The following is a 15,381-nucleotide window of genomic DNA, read 5'->3' as shown; positions in this document are numbered from 1 at the left end:
CATGCAAGCAAGCAGCTCGCATCCGCACATCCCACACAGGGAGTTCCACCCATGGATTCCTCACGCCCCGAGACCGGCGGTACGCCGGGTTCCGCCGACAAGTCCCCCACCGACTCGCAGATCCCCTTCGTCCCCGCCCAGCGGCAGCCGAGCGCCGTCGAGTCCGACACGTCCTCCACGGCCACCGCCGCCGGTGGCGCTCCCCCGCAGGAGGAGCGCGTGTGGAAGGCGGGCCGGCTGGAGCCGATGCCCATCCGCCCCCTCCCGAAGGCTCCCCCCTCGATCCACATCCTCGGACCCACCGTGTTCCTCGTCGCCCTCGGCGTCGGCATGGGCGAGTCCTACATGTGGCCGAGGCTGGTCCTCGTGTTCGGCCCCGAGATCCGCTGGCTGTTCCTGGTCGGCGTCTCCCTGCAGGCCGTGGTCATGCTGGAGATGTCGCGCTACGCGATGGCGACCGGCGAGAGCATCTTCTACGGCGCGGCACGCGTGTTCAAACCGCTGATGTGGTTCTTCTTCCTCACAGCGATCCTGGTCTACATCTGGCCGGGCCACCTCTCCGCGGGCGCCTCCGCGTTCGAGCGGGTGACCGGGATCCCGTGGCAGATGACCGCGGTCGCGGGGATGCTCCTCGTCGGCGTGGTGTTCACGCTGGCGAAGGTCATCTACAACCTCCTGGAGAGCGTGCTCTCCATCTGCATCGGCCTCCTGGTCGTCGGGACGTCCGTGGTCGCGGCGATGGTCGGCAACCTCTCCGACCTCACCTCCACCATCAGCGGCATGTTCGCGTTCGGCTACTTCCCGCCCGAGGCGATGACCGCCGCCTGGTTCCCGATCATCGTCGGCTCCGTCGCCTTCGCCGGACCCTCCGGTATGCAGCAGATGTGGTACACCCTGCACCTGCGCGACAAGGGCGCCGGCATGGGCGCGCACATCCCCCAGATCCGGGGGCTCCGTCACTCCGGCGACCAGGAGAGCATGCCCTCGCGCGGCTTCATGTTCGACACCTCCGACCCCGCGGAGATGGCGAAGTGGAAGGGCTGGCGGCGCTGGGTCACCTTCGACGCCATGGTGCTGTTCTGGGGCATCACCATGCTGGTGACGATCTCCTTCACCGTCCTGGCCCAGGCCTCCGCGCGCTTCGACCCGAACGTGGCCGACCTCATCCGGGCCGGTGACCGCGACGCCTCCCTGGACGCCATGGCCAACTCCTTCTCCGCCGCGGGGAGCCCGGTCCTGGGGACGGTCTTCTTCTGCTTCATCGCCCTCATCGGGCTCAACGCCACGCTGGGCCTGTTCGACTCCTTCTCGCGCGGCCAGGCCGACATGACCTACAACTTCGTGCCGGGCGCCAAGAAGATCGGCGTCTCGAAGCTGTACGCCATGTTCCTGTGGGGCCTGATCGTCTTCGGCATCCTCGTCCTGCTCTTCGGCCCCGCCGACGGGCCCGCGGCGATCCTGGACGTGCTCGCGTTCCTGTCGGCGTTCGCGATGGGCGCCTACTGCGTGGTGCTGCTGCTGGTCAACAACCTCACCCTGCCCAAGCCGATCCGGCCGGGCATCGTCTCCAACGCCGTGATCGCCTTCGCCGCGCTGTTCTACCTCGGCGCGCTCTTCTACTCGCTGTTCGCCTTCGGGGTCGTGGTGGACTGATGGGCGTCCAGGTCTCCCCCAGAACCTCCGGCGCCCTCCTCCACCACGCCGAGGTCGCGGTGCCAGGAGCGGCGATCGGCCTCGTCGCCGGGCTGTTCGCCGCGGGCGTCGGCGCGATGGCCGGACTGCCCGCGCTCCTCAACGCCACGGTGGGGGCGGCGCTCGGCCTGCCCCTCACACTGCTCGGGGCCGGGTACTGCGTGCTGCTCGCCCGAGGCGTGTTCCCGGTCGGCGCGGTGGCCCCCCTCGCGCTGTACTGGCTGGCGGGCTTCCCCCTCGCCCGCCTGTTCGACTCCTACGCCGTGGCGGCGGTGCTCGGGAACGACACCGTGCTCCGGGAGCCGCTGCTGTCGTTCCTCGCCCTCCAGGCGATGCTCAGCTTCGGCTTCACCATCGGTTTCCTGTGGCTGCACGAGAGGATCGCGCCGCACTGGCTGCTGCGCGTCCGCGGGCACAACCCGGTGGCGGCCGAGCTGGTCGAGCGGTACATGGAGCACGCGGACCACCTCAACAGGCGCCGGGCCTCCCGGCGCCGTCCCCCGACCGCCCCGTCCTGACGGACACGGCCTGACGGACACGGCCTGCCCGGTGCGGCGTCCCGCGCCGCACCGGACAGGCCGTCCCCACGGGCGCCGGGGCCGTCGCGCCCCGGCCCCGGGTCCGGGCGGGCGTGCTGCGCGGGGCGGGCGCCGTTCCTCCGGGCCCCCGCCGGGCCCCTCCGGGCGGACCGCCCGCCGCACGGGGCCGGACCACGCGGGGTGGGGGACCGGACCGGCGCGCCGACCCGTGCGGACCGGCGCCCGGCCGCCCGGCGACCGTTCGTCCCGTGCCGCGACCGTTCGTCGCACGGTGGGCGACCGTTCGACGCTCCGCCCCCGCGTTCGGCGCGCGTGCGGGCGCGCCCCCTCCTTGGCCGGAGTGCCACTCCTTACAGTGCGGAGTAATACAGATCACACGAAGGAAGCGCGCTCCCGGCAGCGCGGCCGTTCCCGCCATCCCCCGGAGGTACGACCCAGCATGGCCACACAACGCCCACCAGAACCGCCCACCCCTCCCCCGGGGCCCGGGGAGGGATCCCCGGAAGAGCAGCTGTCGGAGGCGGCCGTCATCGCCATGCACAGCGACCCCCGGTTCCAGACTCTGAAGAAGAGCCTGTACAGCTTCATCTTCCCGATGAGCCTGGCGTTCATGGCCTGGTACCTGCTGTACGTGTTCATGACGGCCTTCGCACGCGACCTCATGAGCACGCAGCTCTTCGGGAACGTCAACCTCGCACTGGTCTTCGGCGTGCTCCAGTTCGTGACGACCTTCGGCATCGCCATCCTCTACTCGTCCTACTCGCGCAAGCGGCTCGACACGGCCGCGGCCGTCGTGCGCGAGGCCCTGGAGAACCGTGACGGGGGGACCGGCAAGTGAACCTCGACAGCGTCCAGTACCTCGCCGACACCGCCGCGGTCAGCGACAGCAGCCGCGCGATCACCATCGGCCTGTTCAGCGTCATCATCGCGGCGACGCTCTACATCACCGTGTGGGCCAGCCGCCGCACCCACAACGCCACCGACTTCCACTCCGGGGGCCGCGGCTTCAGCGCCGTCCAGAACGGCTTCGCGATCGCGGGCGACTACATGTCCGCCGCGTCCTTCCTGGGCATCGCGGGCATGATCGCCCTGTTCGGGTACGACGGCTTCCTGTACTCCATCGGCTTCCTCGTCGCCTGGCTGGTGGCGCTGCTCCTGGTCGCCGAACTGCTGCGCAACTCCGGCCGCTACACCATGGGCGACGTGCTGTCCTACCGGATGCAGCAGCGCCCGGTGCGGACCGCCGCGGCCGTCTCCACGGTCACCGTGTCGATCTTCTACCTCCTCGCGCAGATGGTCGGCGCGGGCGCGCTGATCTCCCTGCTCATGGGCATCCAGCCCGGCGAGACCTACCTCGGCATGTCGGGTGAGACCGCCAAGATCGTCGGCATCGTCGTGGTCGGCATGCTGATGACGATCTACGTGTCCTTCGGCGGCATGAAGGGCACCACCTGGGTCCAGATCATCAAGGCCATCATGCTGATGACCGGCGCCGCCCTGCTGGTCCTGCTGACCCTGTCGATCTACGGGTTCAACTTCGGCTCCCTGATGAACGACGCGGCCGAGGCCAGCGGCCGGGGCGCGGCGTTCCTGGAGCCCGGCCTGCGCTACGGCGTGGAGGTCCCGGGCGACGCGCTCCAGACCATGTGGAACAAGCTCGACCTGGTCAGCCTGGGCATGGCCCTGGTCCTGGGCACGGCCGGCCTGCCGCACATCCTCATCCGCTTCTACACGGTGCCCGACTCCATGACGGCCCGTAAGTCCGTGAACTGGGCGATCGGCCTCATCGGCACCTTCTACCTGTTCACCCTGGTCCTGGGCTTCGGTGCGGCGGCGATCGTCGGCCACGAGGCCATCACCACGCAGGACGCGGCGGGCAACGCGGCGGCGCCCCAGCTCGCCCAGGCCGTCGGTGAGCGGTTCGGCGGCGAGATGGTGGGGGCGATCCTGCTCGCGCTCATCGCCTCGGTCGCGTTCGCGACGATCCTGTCCACGGTCGCCGGACTGGTCATCGCCTCGTCCTCCTCCCTCGCGCACGACTTCTACAACTCGGTCCTGCGCAAGGGGAAGGCGACCGACAACGAGGAGGTCCGGGTCGCGCGGCTGTCCGCCGCGGGCATCGGCCTCGTCGCCGTCGTCCTGGCGGTGTTCGCCCAGGGGCTCAACGTGGCCTTCCTGGTGGCCCTGGCCTTCGCCATCGCCGCCTCGGCCAACCTGCCGACGATCCTGCTCAGCCTGTTCTGGAAGCGGTTCAACACCCGCGGTGCGATCGCCGGCATCTACGGCGGCCTGATCAGCGCGGTGGGCCTGGTGTTCTTCTCCCCGGTCGTGTCCGGCTCCGAGACCGCCCTGATCCCCACCATGGACTTCGCCTGGTTCCCGATGCCCAACCCGGCGCTGTTCTCGGTGCCGCTGGGCCTGCTGTGCGCGGTCGTCGGCACGCTGACCTCCAAGGAGCAGGACTTCGCCAAGTTCGCCCAGCTCCAGGTCCGCGCCCTGTCCGGCGCGGGCGCGGAGAAGGCCTCCGACCACTAGGGCGGCACCCCGCCGGCCACCGGACCCGGGCGGCCTTCGGCCTGCTCCCGCCGGGGCGCCTCCCGTCCCCGGTCCGGCCGCCGCCCCGAGTCCTCCCGCCCCGGGCCCGTCACCCCTCACCGGGTGGCGGGCCCGAGGCGCGCACGCGGGGCGAGCACCCGGTCGGCCCTGGCAGAATCAGGAAAGGTGACCCCCGACACGTGAGCGTTGACACATTTTGCTGGGATATGGTCAGTCCGTGTCGTACCGGTGGCTGTCGCGGATATCCCCCTCCCGACGGCGCCCCGCGCCGTCGGAGCAGAGGGCGGGCGTCGATCTGATGCGCCAGGTCCACGCCCTCGGCGTCGACCTCCAGGACGGGCTGCACGGGAGGGGCGTCTTCTCCGCCGCCCGGAGGCTCTCCCGCCTCCTCGCCGCCGACGGCGTCGTCCTCGCCGACCTCGACGGGCCGGTCGCCTCCCACGGCGCCCGGTTCGACCCCGGTGACGTGGCGGGACTGCTCGCCCAGGTCTTCGAGTACGGCGGCAACGCCCGCAGGCGACTCCCCGAGGGGGCCTCCGTGTGCGCGGTCCCCCTGACCGTGGCCGACGAGCTGGCGGGGGCCCTGGTCGTGTCCGGCCGCCCCGCGGAGGCCGACGTCGAGGCCGCCGCGGCGCTGGTGTCCGACGCCCTCGACCACGCGGCGCTGCGCCGCACCCGCGACCGGATCGCCGCCGCCGACCTGCGCACGCTCCGCGCCCAGATCTCCCCCCACTTCGTGCACAACGCCCTCGCGGTGATCGCCGCGCTGGTGCGCACCGACCCCGACCGGGCGCGCCACCTGCTGTCGGACTTCGCCGACTACCTGCGCTACGGCTTCTCCGAGAAGGGCGACTACGCGACCGTCTCCGACGAGCTGGAGGCCACCCAGACCTACCTCGAACTCCAGCGGGCCCGCTTCCACGACCGCCTGGACATCACCGTGCGCATGGCGCCCGAGGTGCTGCCCGTGGCGATCCCCTTCCTGGTGGTGCAGCCGATCGTGGAGAACGCCATCCGGCACGGGCTGGAGCGCAAGGAGGGCACGGGGCACATCAGCGTCTCCGGGTTCGGCGAGGGACCGCTGTGCGTGATCGAGATCGAGGACGACGGGGTGGGCATGCACCCGGACCTGGCCCGCTCCCTGCTGGCGGGGACCGGGCCCCAGTCGCGCAGCGTCGGGCTGGCCAACGTCGACCAGCGGCTGCGGGCCGTCTACGGACCCGAGTACGGTCTGGTGATCGAGACCGCGCTTGGGGAGGGGACGAAGGTGACCGTGCGCGTACCGAGGTTCACCCGGGGGGTGGTCGCCCAGTGAAGCCCGAACTGCGGGTGCTGGTCGTCGAGGACGAGGCGTCCACCCGCCAGGAGATGGCGTCGCTGCTGGCCGACATGCCCGAGGTCGCCGAGGTCCACGCCGCCGACAACGGCGCCGCCGCCGTGCGGCTGCTGGGGACGACCACGATCGACGCCGCGTTCCTGGACATCCTCATGCCCGGACTGAACGGCATGGACGTGGCGCGCGTGCTGAGCGTGCTGTCCGAACCGCCCTCCATCGTGTTCGTCACCGCCTCCGAGACCCACGCCGTGGAGGCGTTCGGCATCGGGGCCGTGGACTACCTGCTCAAACCGATCCGCCCCGAGCGCCTGGCCGAGGCCGTGGGCCGCATAGCCCAGCTGCGCCGGCCCGCCGGCGCCGCGCCCCCCGCGGAGGACCTGCACGTGGTGCAGATCGACACGGGGCGGCGCACGGTGTTCGTCAAACGCGACGACGTGCAGTTCGTGGAGGCCCAGGGCGACTACGTCCGGCTCCACACCTCCGACGGCACCCACCTCATCCGCCTCTCCCTGTCCTACCTGGAGGAGGTGTGGGAGTCGGCGGGGTTCGTCCGCGTCCACCGGGGGTTCCTCGTCGCCATCCCGTGGGTGCGGGACCTGCGGGTGACCTCCTCGTCCGGCCTGGTCGCCGGGACCCCCGCGGGCGACGTCCCCGTGAGCCGCCGCCACGGCCGCCACCTCCGGGCCCAGCTGCTGGAGGCGGCCCGGCGCGACCAGCTCGGCCGGTCGGCGAACGCGCAGGGCGCGGCGGTGTCGCGGTCCAGGGACGGTGAGCACGACCAGCCCCACCGGCAGGAGCCATGAGCCCGCGCCGTGAGAAGCTGACCAGCCCGCAGACCCGGATCGCGCTCGCCCGGGGCAACCGGCCCGCCCAGCACCTCCTGCCGATCCCCGGCCCGGTGGACACCGAGGCGGCCCGGAAGCTGTTCCACGCCCAGCGGCGGACCGCCGTGCGCACCGTGGCCCTGCTGACGGTGCTGCTGTTCGGGGTGAGCGGCGCCTTCGCCGCCTTCCCCGTGCTCGGCCACGTCCGGCTGGGGGGCGTGCCGCTGTCGTGGCTGCTCCTGGCCGCGGGGATCTATCCGCTGCTGTTCGGCCTGGCGCTGTGGCACGTCCGCTCCGCCGAGCGCATCGAGCGGCGTGCGGCACGGGAGGCGCCGAGGCGGGACGAGGACCCGGGGCGGGAGCGGTGACCTCCGTCCTGGCGATAGGACTCGTCCTGGTGACGAGCCTGGTCATCGGCGTCTACGGGGTGCGCGCCGCCCGCTCGACCTCCGACTTCCTGGTGGCCTCCCGCCGCGTCTCCCCCAACTGGAACGCGCTCGCGATCGCCGGGGAATACCTGTCCGCCGCGTCCGTGCTGGGGCTCTCCGGCCTGCTGCTCAAGAACGGCCTGGGCACCATGTGGTACGCGGTCGGGTTCGCGGCGGGGTACGTGGCGGTCGTGGCGCTCGTGGCCGGGCCGATGCGCAGGTCGGGGGCGTTCACCGTGCCGGACTTCGCCGAGTACAGGCTGGGCGCGCCGCGGCTGCGCAAGCTGTGCGGGCTGGTCGTCCTGGTGATCATGCTGTTGTACCTGGTCCCCCAGTTCAAGGGGGCGGGGGTGGTGCTGAGCCTGGTCAGCGGAACGCCCTACTGGGTGGGCGTGCTGCTCGCGGGGGTGGTGGTGAGCGGATCGATCGCCGCGGGCGGCATGCGCTCGGCCACCTACGTGCAGGCCTTCCACTACGTCGTCAAACTCGCGTTCATCGCCGTCCCCGCGATCTACCTGGTGGTGCACGCCGGCCCGGGGACCCGGGCGGAGGCGCTCAACCCCGAGTGGGGCACCCGCTTCCCGGAGACGACCCCGGTGGAGTTCACCGTGGACACCCGGTTCAGCCTGGACGAGCCCGTGACGGTGACGACCCCCTCGGGCGACGGGGTGGAGCTCTCCGCGGGGGAGCACACGGTCGGCCGGGGCGCCGAGTACGTCTTCCCCGAGGGCGCGACGATCCCGCACCCCGAGGGGCTTCCCGAGCTGGGCAGCGAGCGGTGGAGCACCCCGCTCCTGGACGTGGGGGGCTACCCCCTCTTCGAGACGTGGTCGACGCTGCTGGCGATCACGTTCGGCTGCATGGGCCTGCCGCACGTCATCATGCGCTTCCACACCAGCCCCACGGCGCGCACGGCGCGCCGCGTGGCGGTGGGCGTGATCGCCCTGCTCGGACTGTTCTACCTGTTCCCGACGGTGTACGGCCTGCTCGGGCGGGTGCTCACCCCGCAGCTGGTCCTGCTCCAGGGGACCGACACGGTCGCGGTGGTGCTGCCCGCCCAGGCGGTGCCGGGGTCGGTGGGGACGGTGCTGACGGCCCTGGTCGCGGCGGGGGCCTTCGGCGCGTTCCTGTCCACCTCCTCGGGACTCCTGCTGGCCCTCGCGGGCGGGCTGTCGCACGACCTGTTCCAGGGGAGCGTGCCCAGGCTGCGGCTGGCCGTGGTGGTCGGCGCCTGTGTGGCGGTGCTGCTCGCGCTGCCCGCGCAGATGATCGACATCAACGTGCTCGTGGTGTGGGCGTTCACGGTGGCCGCGTCGACGTTCTGCCCGCTGCTGGTGCTGGGGATCTGGTGGCGGCGGCTCACGCTGGCCGGGGCGGCGTCCGGGCTGGCCGTGGGGGCGGTGACCGCGACGGGCGCGGTCGGCTGGTCGATCCTGTTCACGACCCCCGCCGGGTGGGTGACGGTGCTGCTGGCCCAGCCCGCGGCGTGGACCATACCGCTGGCCTTCGGGACGATGATGGCCGTGTCCGGGCTGACGCGTCCCCCCGACTGGGCCGAGCACGCGGTGCTGCGGCTGCACTCCCCCTGAACCCGCTGTTTCGTGGGCGGGGCCGACGCCGACCCCGTACGATCACTCCATGACCTGATCGCGCCACGAGGAGTAACGTGTTTGCCTCCCGTCACGCCCTTCCCTCCCTGCTCGCGGCGAGCGCGCTGCTGTTCGCCTGCGGCGCGGCCCCCTCCCTCGCGGGCGAACAGAACCCCTCCGTGGACGTGGGCCCCTCGGGGGTGGGCGTGCGCGGAGGGAGCTCCTCCGTCGACGTCGGCCCGTCGGGGGTGAGCGTCAACGCCCCCGGCTCCCTGGTGGAGGTCCGGACGGGTTCGTACGTCCTGGTGTGCGCCAACGGCGTGCGGGTGGTGGTCCACCACGGCGAGGCCCCCGCGTGCCCGCCCTCCGAACCGCCCCCGCCCCCGCCTCCTCCGGAACCCGAGGTCCCCCCGGTCCCGGAGGAGCCCGAGCGGCCGGAGGAGCCGCCCGCGGAGGAGCCCGAGGAGGAGCCGCCCGGCGGGGCCGCGCCCCCCGGGGAGCCCGCCCCGGGGCCGCAAGGGCAGGAGCCCGCGGCGGCGGAGCCCTCCGGGGCGCCCGCGGCGGACCCCGCGGATCCGGAGGACCCGCAGGACGGGCCCGAGGCGGTCGAGGCCGCCCGCGAGGAGGTCCTCGCGGACACCTCCGCGGTCGCGGCCCAGGACTCCGGCGGCGCCTTCACACCCCTGCGGACCATGGTGATCGTGGCCGTCGTGGCGGTCGCCGCCGCCGCGGGCGGGGGCCGCGCCGCCGCGCGCGCGTCCGCCTGAGCGGCCCGCCCCGGCGGGCGGGGCCCGGTGGCGTGTGGACGACAGTGGCCGCCCTGGGGCGGACCCGGTGGCGCACGGGAGACAGTGGCCGCCCCGGCGGACGGGCCCCGCCCCGGGGCCGGGCCGACCGGAACCGCTGCCGGTGTGACGTGAGGGGCCCCGCCCCCGATGATCTTGTACTTATGGACGTTCTCGGCGTCCGACCTCGCCATAAGTACAAGATCACGGTGAGGGGAGCGGGGCCACGGGCCTCTCGGGCCGGGACGGCTAGCGCGCGCCGATCGCGTCGTCGGCCAGGTCGAAGGCGGCCAGTGCCGCCTCGATCCCCTCGGGATCGTTGGCCAGGACCTCGGTGAACGGGGTGCCCAGGTAGAAGAGCAGCAGGGTCGTGGCGAACACGAACACGAGGTTCACCGACGCCCAGAAGTAGGCCACCTTCGCCCCGCGCTCGATCATGACGAACGGCAGGATCGCGAGGGCCACGGCGGAGACCGCCGCGATGACGAGCAGGATGGACGGGACCCCGTCCCCCGCCGCGTTGCCTCGCTCGATGCGCGCGTCGCTGAGGTTGGTGATCTCCTGCCGGGCGGTCAGCCGGTCCAGGCCGTCCCCCGTGTCGGAGACCGACAGCACCCGGACCGAGGCGGCCAGGACGGCGAGGGCGTCGTCGCCCTCGGCGCTCAGCTCCCCGTCCCGCTCCATCCGGGGCCAGTCCTCCTCCACGACGGTGGTCAGGTAGTGGCGCAGCTGGTCGCGCACCACCTCCGCCTCCTCCTCCGGGAAGGCGGTGGTGCTCCAGTACAGCGCCTGGGCCGCACCGGCCTCCGCGGCCACGCCGTCCTCCGCCGCCGTGTAGTCCTCCCAGGCGATCACCACGCCCATGGCGGCCGCCACGAGGTACAGCGCGAGCGCGCAGGGGGCGATGACGACGCCGACGGCGCCGCCCGAGGACTCGTCGCTGACGCGGAACCTCCGGGCGGCGAGCACGGCGCCGCCCACCATGGCGAAGAGGAGGAGAAGGACGAGGGCCAGGGTCATCATGGGTTTCCCAAGGGGGAGAGGGCGGGTCGGTACCCCATCGTTAGCACCGGTCCCCTCCCTGTTTCAGGGAAAAGAGAGAACGTCCCGTTATGTCCCCCGACGCCGTGACCAGCGCGGATCACGGCCCTCCGGGGCCGCGCGAGGTCCGCCCGGCCCCCGCGCCGGGGCGCCTCCGGGCGGTCGCGCAGCGCGGCGCCGTGCCGGAGCGCCGCCCGGGAGCGGCCCGGAAGGCGGCCGGGGGGGCCAGGGCGGCCGGGACAAGCCGAGGGGGCGCGGGCGCCGCGGCGCCCGCGCCCCCTCGACCGCCGGCCCCCGTGCGCGGAAGGGGGGCGGCTCGGACGCCTACCGGTCCAGTCGGGCCAGCAGGGCGTGGTACTCGTCCCAGAGCTCGTCGGGCAGGTGGTCGCCGAAGGTCTTGAAGAACTCGGGCACCAGGGCGGCCTCCTGCTTCCACACGTCGCGGTCGACGGAGAGCAGGAACTCCAGGTCCCGGTCGGACAGGTCCAGGCCCTCGGTGTCGATGCCGTCGGCGGTCGGCAGGTAGCCGATCGGGGTCTCGACGGCCTCGGCCGTGCCCTCCAGCCGCTCGAAGATCCACTTGACGACGCGGCTGTTCTCGCCGAAGCCGGGCCACACGAAGCGGCCGTCGGCGTCCTTGCGGAACCAGTTCACGTAGAAGATCCTCGGCAGCCCGGCCGGGTCGGCGGTGGCTCCGACCTTCAGCCAGTGGGCGAAGTAGTCGCCCATGTTGTAGCCGCAGAAGGGCAGCATGGCGAACGGGTCGCGGCGCAGCTCGCCGACCTTGCCCTCGGCCGCCGCGGTCTTCTCGGAGGAGACGTTGGCGCCCAGGTACACGCCGTGCTGCCAGTCGAAGGACTCGCTGACCAGAGGCACGGCGGTGGCGCGGCGGCCTCCGAAGAGGATGGCCGAGATCGGCACGCCGGCCGGGTCCTCCCACTCGTCGGCGATGGTCGGGGCCTGGCCCGCCGGGGTCGTGAAGCGGGAGTTCGGGTGGGCCGCGGGCTCGGCGGAGTCCGGGGTCCAGGGGCGGCCCTTCCAGTCGGTCAGGTTGGCGGGCGCCTCCTCGGTGAGGCCCTCCCACCACACGTCGCCGTCGTCGGTCAGGGCGACGTTCGTGAAGATGCTGTTGCCCCACAGCGTGTCGATGGCGTTGGCGTTGGTCTTCGCGCCGGTGCCGGGCGCGACGCCGAAGAAGCCGGCCTCGGGGTTGATGGCGCGCAGCCGGCCCTGGGCGTCGAAGCGCATCCAGGCGATGTCGTCGCCGACGGTCTCGACCTTCCAGCCGGGGATGGTCGGCTGGAGCATGGCGAGGTTGGTCTTGCCGCAGGCGCTCGGGAAGGCCGCGGCGACGTAGTGCGAGGCCCCCTCGGGCGAGGTGACCTTGAGGATCAGCATGTGCTCGGCGAGCCAGCCCTCGTCGCGGGCCATCACCGAGGCGATGCGCAGCGCGTAGCACTTCTTGCCGAGCAGGGCGTTGCCGCCGTAGCCGGAGCCGTAGGACCAGATCTCGCGGGTCTCGGGGAAGTGCGAGATGTACTTGGTGGAGTTGCAGGGCCAGGCGACGTCCTCCTGGCCGGGCTCCAGCGGGGCGCCGACGGAGTGGACGGCCTTGACGAACTCGCCGCGCTCCTCGATGAGGCGCAGGGCGGCCGAGCCCATGCGGGCCATGATGCGCATGGAGACGACGACGTACGGGGAGTCGGTGATCTCGACGCCGAGCTGGGAGATGTCGCCGCCCAGAGGGCCCATGCAGAAGGGCACGACGTACATGGTGCGGCCGCGCATGGCGCCCGCGAAGACCTCGCCGAAGGTGGCGCGCATCTCGTCGGGGGCGATCCAGTTGTTGGTCGGGCCCGCGTCCTGCTCGCGCTCGGAGCAGATGTAGGTACGGTCCTCGACCCGGGCGACGTCGCTGGGGTCGGAGGTGCAGTAGAAGCTGTTGGGTCGTTTCTCGGGGTTCAGGCGCGTGAAGGTGCCCTGCTCGACCAGCCGGTCGGTCAGGCGGGTCCACTCCTCGTCGGAGCCGTCGCACCACACGACCTCGTCCGGCCGGGTGAGTTCCGCGATCTCACGGACCCAGGTGACGAGTTCCTCGTGCTTGGTCGGGGCGGCGCCCACGTCGATACCCACGGCAGTCACAGCGGCTCCTCTACGAAAGTCGAGATCCCTCGCATCATGAACGACGACCCCCCGCAGTGACCAATTGGTATAGGCCAATGGTCTATAGCGGTCATGCCGGAGAGCCGGTTTCCACTGCACAGCAAGGGATTCGGGTGGTCCACAGAGGCGCACGGAACTTCGCGTTCGCTCTCCGTTCCGACACAGCTGGGAGCCGGTTTCCCCTGTCAGGACGGCAGCCGCCCCCTCGACCCCGACACACCGTGCTCTTCGTCACATACCGCCCTCCGGGCGCCGGGGCCGCCACTAGACCTGTGGCGCGGGCGCCTCGGGACCCACCGCGGATCCGCCCATGTGGGCGGGCACGGAGCACCGCGCGGGGCCGGTCCGCCCCGGACGCGGACGGGAGGGGCGAGCGGCGGCGAAGGCCGTCCGGACCGGCCCGGGCCCGGCCGCGCAGGCGTCGGGGGCGAGGGGAGGCGGGGTCGGCCGGGGAGCTCCGCGAGGCGCGCGGGCGTCGGGGGCGGGGTCGGTCAGCCCTGGGGAGCCGCGGCGGGGATGGTGATGGTCCCGCCGTACACGTCCAGCGCGAACCAGGCCCCGTCGGCGCCCTGGCCGTTGGCCTCACCCGGCGCCGCGTCGCCCGTGTAGGTGTAGAGCGGCCACTCGGCGTAGGTGACCTGGGGCGCCCCGTCCAGCCGGGGAACCGCCGCGACCAGCTCGGGGCGCACGCCCTCGGCGGTCATCGGGACGGCCTCGGTCCCGGCCGCGGTGCGCAGGGGCTCCCAGAGCGTGGCGCACTCCTCGACGCAGGTGGGTCCGGCACCCTCGTCCTCGGTGAACAGGTAGAGCGTGTTGCCCTCGCCGTCGGTGAGCAGGAGGCCGAGCACGGGGTGGTCGGCGGCGGACAGGGTGGCCTGGCCGTCGACCAGCGCCGCCCTCTGCTCCTCCGACTCGGTCGCCTCGGGCGCGCCGGTCGCCGCGACGGGCCCGGCGGGCTCCTCATCACCGGTCGCGGCGCCGGTGCCGCAACCGGTGAGCAGCCATGACACGGCTATTCCGGCGGCGAGGACGCCCTTCGCGGAACCGTTCACGACTTCCCCCGTCGATTCTCGACTGCTCTGCTGTTCGGCGCGGCCACTGCAAGTGAAAAGAGTATGGACGACGCGGACCTTGTCCCGCGAGTAAAATAGGACGCCTTTTCCCGGGCTCTCCGCTGAACTGCGGCTTCGCGCGAAAAAACCTGCGCCCCGGATGCCGCTCCCGGCGGGGCGGGCGCCTCCCGCACCACGGGCCCTGCCGCGGATCCGGCCCCTCCGGACCCCGTGCCCGCGTCCCGCGCCGGCCGCCCGGCCTCCCCATTCGACCCGGCCGCCGGAAATCCGCAGAATAGGGGCGGCGCGTATTCGGCCGCAGGAAATCGTTTCACCGGCGCGGACCGCCGGGGACGCCTTTACGCGGCCCGTCCGGCGCCCTTTCCGAAGGGCCGCTCCCGGGCGCGCGTCCGCGCCCCGGGAATCACCGCAGGATCGCGACCGGGCCGCGCGCGCCGTGCAGGACGGAGTGGCTCACCGACCCGAGCAGCAGCCCCCGGAACCCCCCGCGTCCGCGCGACCCCACCACGATGAGGTCGGCGGGCGTGGCCTCCTCCAGCAGGGCCACCACCGGGTGCGCGCGCACGACCCGGGTGCTCACCGCCACGCCCGGGTGGTGCAGGCGGGCGTCCGCCAACTCGTCCTCCAGTGCCTGGCGGGCCGCCTCCGCCGCGGTCGCGTCGTCGAACAGCTCCGGCGGGATCGGCCCGGTCGCGGCGGCGAACGCCACCAGGGGCTGCCAGGCGCTCACCGCGACCAGTTCGGCCCCGGCGAACTCCGCCTGCCCGAAGGCGAAGCGCGCCGCCCTCCTGCTGGGTTCGGACCCGTCGACGCCGACGATCACCCGGCCGCGCACCCCGTGCGCCGCGGCGTGGTCGCGGGGCAGCACCACCACGGGGACGGGCGAGCGGGCGGCCAGTTCGATGCCCACGGAGCCGACGAACGCGGCGACGATCCCGCTCAGGCCGCGCGACCCCACGACCACGGCGACGGCCCCCTCCGCGGCCGCCTCCGCCAGCAGCGCCTCCACCGGGCGCGCGTACGACAGGCGGGTCTCCACGCGGAGTTCGGGGAAGAGCCGCCCGACCCAGTCGCCGGCGTACCCCAGCAGCTTCTCGGTGTTCTGCGTGTCGGTCTCGTCGGGGGGCTCCGTCCGGTCGGTCCGCCCGTGCCCGCCGAAGACGCCCGCCGAGGCCAACGGCCCGGCCGCGGCGACGATCCGCAGACCGAGGCCCCGCAGCGCCGCCTGGTGCGCCGACCATTCCAGCGCGTGGCGGCTGGAATCCGTGCCGTCGACCCCCACGATCACCCATCGCGTCGTGGATGCGCCGTCCATGCGTGCGCCCTTCTCGTCGGTCGTCCCGTGTCCCGCGTGT

Annotated in this window: 13 protein-coding genes; 9 read left to right on the top strand and 4 right to left on the bottom strand. The window is 72.9% G+C overall.

Features of this window, described 5'->3' with window-relative positions; genetic code table 11:
* Nucleotides 1-51 precede the first annotated feature (51 nt).
* The 9 genes from ACQPYD_RS03355 (at nucleotide 52) to ACQPYD_RS03315 (ending at nucleotide 9,731) form a co-directional block, all read left to right on the top strand.
* A complete protein-coding gene (locus ACQPYD_RS03355; protein WP_433699727.1) occupies nucleotides 52-1,653 on the top strand; it encodes an Nramp family divalent metal transporter in 1,602 nt (533 codons plus the stop codon).
* On the top strand, nucleotides 1,653-2,210 hold the full coding sequence (locus ACQPYD_RS03350; RefSeq protein ID WP_433699726.1) for a hypothetical protein: 558 nt from the start codon (nucleotides 1,653-1,655) through the stop codon (nucleotides 2,208-2,210). The genes ACQPYD_RS03355 and ACQPYD_RS03350 overlap by 1 nt, the downstream gene beginning before the upstream one ends.
* Nucleotides 2,211-2,670: 460 nt before the next feature.
* Nucleotides 2,671-3,069: a DUF485 domain-containing protein gene (locus tag ACQPYD_RS03345; RefSeq protein ID WP_433699725.1), complete on the top strand. Its 399-nt coding sequence runs from the start codon at nucleotides 2,671-2,673 to the stop codon at nucleotides 3,067-3,069.
* On the top strand, nucleotides 3,066-4,766 hold the full coding sequence (locus ACQPYD_RS03340) for a solute symporter family protein (RefSeq protein ID WP_355011202.1): 1,701 nt from the start codon (nucleotides 3,066-3,068) through the stop codon (nucleotides 4,764-4,766). Before ACQPYD_RS03345 ends, ACQPYD_RS03340 begins: the two co-directional genes overlap by 4 nt.
* A 319-nt stretch (nucleotides 4,767-5,085) precedes the next feature.
* Nucleotides 5,086-6,102 (top strand): sensor histidine kinase, encoded by a 1,017-nt coding sequence (locus ACQPYD_RS03335; protein ID WP_433701933.1) that lies wholly within the window; start codon nucleotides 5,086-5,088, stop codon nucleotides 6,100-6,102.
* Nucleotides 6,099-6,926: a LytR/AlgR family response regulator transcription factor gene (locus ACQPYD_RS03330; protein WP_267947989.1), complete on the top strand. Its 828-nt coding sequence runs from the start codon at nucleotides 6,099-6,101 to the stop codon at nucleotides 6,924-6,926. The genes ACQPYD_RS03335 and ACQPYD_RS03330 overlap by 4 nt, the downstream gene beginning before the upstream one ends.
* Nucleotides 6,923-7,315, top strand: coding sequence for a hypothetical protein (locus tag ACQPYD_RS03325; protein ID WP_433699724.1), 393 nt, complete (start codon nucleotides 6,923-6,925; stop codon nucleotides 7,313-7,315). Before ACQPYD_RS03330 ends, ACQPYD_RS03325 begins: the two co-directional genes overlap by 4 nt.
* On the top strand, nucleotides 7,312-8,964 hold the full coding sequence (locus ACQPYD_RS03320; RefSeq protein ID WP_433699723.1) for a cation acetate symporter: 1,653 nt from the start codon (nucleotides 7,312-7,314) through the stop codon (nucleotides 8,962-8,964). Before ACQPYD_RS03325 ends, ACQPYD_RS03320 begins: the two co-directional genes overlap by 4 nt.
* Nucleotides 8,965-9,041: 77 nt before the next feature.
* Complete coding sequence (locus ACQPYD_RS03315) at nucleotides 9,042-9,731, top strand: hypothetical protein (RefSeq protein WP_433699722.1); 690 nt, start codon at nucleotides 9,042-9,044, stop codon at nucleotides 9,729-9,731.
* A 267-nt stretch (nucleotides 9,732-9,998) separates the two neighbouring features.
* Here the strand turns inward: ACQPYD_RS03315 and ACQPYD_RS03310 are convergent, their stop codons facing one another.
* The 4 genes from ACQPYD_RS03310 to ACQPYD_RS03295 form a co-directional block, all read right to left on the bottom strand.
* Nucleotides 9,999-10,772, bottom strand: a complete 774-nt coding sequence (locus ACQPYD_RS03310; RefSeq protein ID WP_433699721.1) for a hypothetical protein — start codon at nucleotides 10,770-10,772, stop codon at nucleotides 9,999-10,001.
* Nucleotides 10,773-11,114: 342 nt separating this feature from the next.
* A complete protein-coding gene (locus ACQPYD_RS03305; protein WP_433701932.1) occupies nucleotides 11,115-12,923 on the bottom strand; it encodes a phosphoenolpyruvate carboxykinase (GTP) in 1,809 nt (602 codons plus the stop codon).
* A gap of 521 nt (nucleotides 12,924-13,444) precedes the next feature.
* Nucleotides 13,445-14,005 (bottom strand): COG4315 family predicted lipoprotein, encoded by a 561-nt coding sequence (locus tag ACQPYD_RS03300; RefSeq protein WP_433699720.1) that lies wholly within the window; start codon nucleotides 14,003-14,005, stop codon nucleotides 13,445-13,447.
* A gap of 424 nt (nucleotides 14,006-14,429) precedes the next feature.
* Complete coding sequence (locus tag ACQPYD_RS03295; RefSeq protein WP_433699719.1) at nucleotides 14,430-15,341, bottom strand: universal stress protein; 912 nt, start codon at nucleotides 15,339-15,341, stop codon at nucleotides 14,430-14,432.
* Nucleotides 15,342-15,381: the final 40 nt, after the last annotated feature.

It is taken from the genome of Nocardiopsis sp. CA-288880, from assembly GCF_050955985.1.
Taxonomy (GTDB): Bacteria; Actinomycetota; Actinomycetes; order Streptosporangiales; family Streptosporangiaceae; genus Nocardiopsis; species Nocardiopsis tropica.
This window is presented reverse-complemented; position numbering and strand designations above follow the sequence as displayed.